Source organism: Acidiplasma cupricumulans (genome assembly GCF_001402935.1).
Classification (GTDB): Archaea; Thermoplasmatota; Thermoplasmata; order Thermoplasmatales; family Thermoplasmataceae; genus Acidiplasma; species Acidiplasma aeolicum.
The window spans coordinates 1-3,233 of record NZ_LKBH01000137.1 but is presented as its reverse complement, the minus strand read 5'-3'; the positions used below and the strand labels follow the sequence as shown (position 1 = coordinate 3,233).

Sequence of the window (3,233 nt, the reverse complement as noted above, 5' to 3'; positions counted from 1 at the left end):
AAATCTTTCTATTTCAATGTTGTTGTTATACATTCTGTGCCTTACCATGCTTCCATTAAATGGAATATACCCTATTTTCCTCCAATAACTTTTTTAAATTGCTGCCAAGGCGTTCATTAAGCATTTTTTCATACTCATTGAGTATATATGAATACCTTTCATTATTTTTAATAAATGTTTTAACGCTGTTTGTGTATGGTGATAATATCTTATTTGTAAATGAATTCATCATCAAATTAATGTATTTTAACTGAACCTCGTTAAGGTCAACCTTTTTTGTAAGTTCATTTACTTCATCTTCCTTTACTTTTTCAGCAAATTTATAAAATATTGCTATTATATCATCTGATCTTATCTGGTTAATTTTATACTCATATAATTTAAATTCATCTTCTATTATACTTCTTGCCTTTCTTATCTCTATGTCCCTCTGTTTTCTGGTTTCTTCAGATATTTTCCCAATATCTTCAAATGAATAAATTTCGATATTTTTCCTGCCAATTTTTTCTATATTGGGGGGGTTTGAAAGATCAATTAAGATTCTTTTATCATTAATTCCTGCCAGAATCCCAGAATCTATTATGTATTTTTTTGATGATGTGGCCGTGATTATAATATCATTTTTATTTACAATACCATTTATATCGCTTAAATCTGAATAATAACATCCATATCTTATGGCAAGATCTTTTGCATGCTCTATATTTCTTCCAGCAACTGTTATTTTAATACCATTATTACCCTTTAAATAATTTAAAAGTGATTCTGCCATTTTGCCAGTACCTATTATACATAAATTATGATAAGAATTATATTTATTTTCTATAATATCGGTGGCAATGGCTGCCATTGAGGTTTTTCCATGTGCTATATTCGTTTGGGTTCTTACAAGCTTTCCAATAGATAGTGCCTTCTGAAATGTAAAATCCAAAATCTTGCTCATATGCATCCTTTTTCTTGATAAATCTGCTGCGTCCTTAATCTGCCTTAGTATATCATTTTCACCAACAACCATTGATTCAAGACCGGAGGATACATTAAATAAATGAAAAACCGATTCTGGATACGAAAGTTTTATTGCACCATCAGCAGGTATTTCTTTTTGCAACTTATTTTCAAAATATATCTCTATTCTGTTACATGTTATTAGAATTACAAAGTTATCTATTGAATTTTTAATCATTAAATCCTCAAAATATTCGTACCCATTTCTAACCTGTTTATTAAACTCTTCTGGTGTATCCTTATAATTCCAGGAAACTAGGTCTATTAGGGACATACGTGTCTAATCTTAATAATTTGAAATTATATAAATTAGTTGGTAAATGAAAAATTTTAATAACTAAAAAATTTAGCCATAATTTGTTTATATATCACTTATATTAATCTCTAATGCTTTCCAGGGCCTTTGTGTATGCATCCACAGTTTTATTTAGATCTGAATCTGTATGTGCAAAGCTTATGAACTGTGTTTCAAATTGGCTTGGGGGTACATATATGCCAAGTTTTAATAATTCCATAAAGAGCCTCCTAAACTTATTTGCATCTGATGAAATGGCAGTTCTGTAATCAACAACAGGAGTTTTATTGAAAAACATTTGGAGCATTGAATATGCAACATTTATTTGGACATCCATATGCAGTTCTGATGTAATTTCTTCCAGAGCCTTTCCCAGCATGCTGGCATAGTTATTAATGTAGTTATAATCCTTATTTCTTAAAATTTCCAGTGTGGCTATCCCTGCAGCGGTTGATAATGGATTTCCTGAAAATGTTCCAGCCTCATAGACATCCCCGCTTGGGCTGATCTTTTCCATGATGTCCTCACGGCCTCCGAAAAGACCTATTGGGGCTCCACCACCTATAATTTTACCCATGGTTGTAAGATCAGGTTTTATGCCAATAATGTCCTGATAACCCTTAAAGGCGAATCTGAATCCAGTAATAACCTCATCAAAAATCAAAAGGGAAGAATATTTTTCTGTGATTTCCCTGAGAGATTTTAAAAAGTCATTTTTTGGACTTACAACGCCTATGTTTCCAAGTACAGGTTCTGTTATAACACATGCTATATCATTGCCGTACTGTTTAAATAATGTCTCTATACTTTCAATGTCGTTATACTGTCCAACCAGAACAGTCTTTGAAACCTCTTCTGGAACGCCGGCAGATGATGGGACGCCGAATGTTATATTTCCACTTCCAGATTTAATCAATGCATAATCATGTGCACCATGATATCCACCCTCCATCTTTACTATAAGCTTTCTGCCGGTAAACCCCCTGGCAAGCCTTATAGCATGCATTGTTGCCTCTGTTCCAGAGTTGGTAAACCTCATCATTTTTATCGATCCTACCGCATTCCGTATAATCTCTCCAAGCTTTACCTCATTTTCGGTAAGTGAGCCAAAAAGTATGCCTGAATCCACCTGATTTTTTATCTTTTCTGCTACAGTTTTATTGGCATGGCCAAGTATCATGGGGCCAAATGCAAGGGAATAGTCAATATATTCGTGATTTTCAACATCATAAATTTTGGACCCATATCCATGTTTAAATATTACAGGGACTGGCTTATAGTAACGCACCGGTGAATTGACACCCATTGGAAATAAGGTTTGTGCCTCCTTAAATAATTCCTCAGAATTCATTATTGTTAATACCTTTTAAGAATTTAGAATTTTTCAATTAAAAATTCCCTACATATTTTTACTAAATTGATTTAGAAAAATAATTAAATAAATCTATATGATGCAATTTTACATGAACTATAGATTTGAAAATCTGGATAAAAAGCTTATTAATGCGATTACAGTTTTGTTAAAAATTCTTCTTCTGGCGGCATTTATTGCTGTAATAGTTTACATGATCATTGCAATATATAACAGTGTTTTGTATTATAAAGGCAGCGGGGAGAACATTTTATATACATTCATAGATATAATAGTTGAAAATTCCCTTTTAGCGGTTGTTATTTTTGAGATATATGAAAGTGTATCAGACTTTTTTGATGGTACAGGCAAAACAGTACAGTATATCTTAAATGCAGCCATCTCGTTTTCAGCAAGGGAAATATTATTAATAATTTTTCAGGCCAAATTTTCTTCCGCAATAGAATTTAATGAGATTATATCAATTTCAGTTTTAATTGTGGCACTTTCATTTTCAAGCTTTATAATATCAAGACAAAATATTAAAAAAACCCAATAGATTTTTTAAAATAGATAACCAAT

At 31.7% G+C, this 3,233-nt stretch carries 3 protein-coding genes; 1 reads left to right on the top strand and 2 read right to left on the bottom strand.

Annotated features, from left to right (window positions below; genetic code table 11):
• Window positions 1-55: 55 nt before the first annotated feature.
• Window positions 56-1,279, bottom strand: coding sequence for a glutamyl-tRNA reductase (hemA, locus tag AOG55_RS04115; protein ID WP_055040925.1), 1,224 nt, complete (start codon window positions 1,277-1,279; stop codon window positions 56-58).
• Window positions 1,280-1,382: 103 nt separating this feature from the next.
• Window positions 1,383-2,651, bottom strand: coding sequence for a glutamate-1-semialdehyde 2,1-aminomutase (gene hemL, locus AOG55_RS04110; protein ID WP_048101742.1), 1,269 nt, complete (start codon window positions 2,649-2,651; stop codon window positions 1,383-1,385).
• A gap of 112 nt (window positions 2,652-2,763) precedes the next feature.
• On the opposite strand from hemL, the gene AOG55_RS04105 reads away from it, so the two are divergent.
• Entirely contained in the window at window positions 2,764-3,210 is a 447-nt protein-coding gene (locus tag AOG55_RS04105; RefSeq protein ID WP_048101743.1) for a phosphate-starvation-inducible PsiE family protein, read from the top strand.
• Window positions 3,211-3,233: the final 23 nt, after the last annotated feature.

What these genes read in the sequence shown, in the direction of transcription:
- AOG55_RS04105 (WP_048101743.1), top strand. Translation starts at nt 2,764, where the DNA reads ATGAACTATAGATTTGAAAATCTGGATAAAAAGCTTATTAATGCGATT.
- hemL (WP_048101742.1), bottom strand. Translation starts at nt 2,651, where the DNA reads ATGAATTCTGAGGAATTATTTAAGGAGGCACAAACCTTATTTCCAATG.
- hemA (WP_055040925.1), bottom strand. Translation starts at nt 1,279, where the DNA reads ATGTCCCTAATAGACCTAGTTTCCTGGAATTATAAGGATACACCAGAA.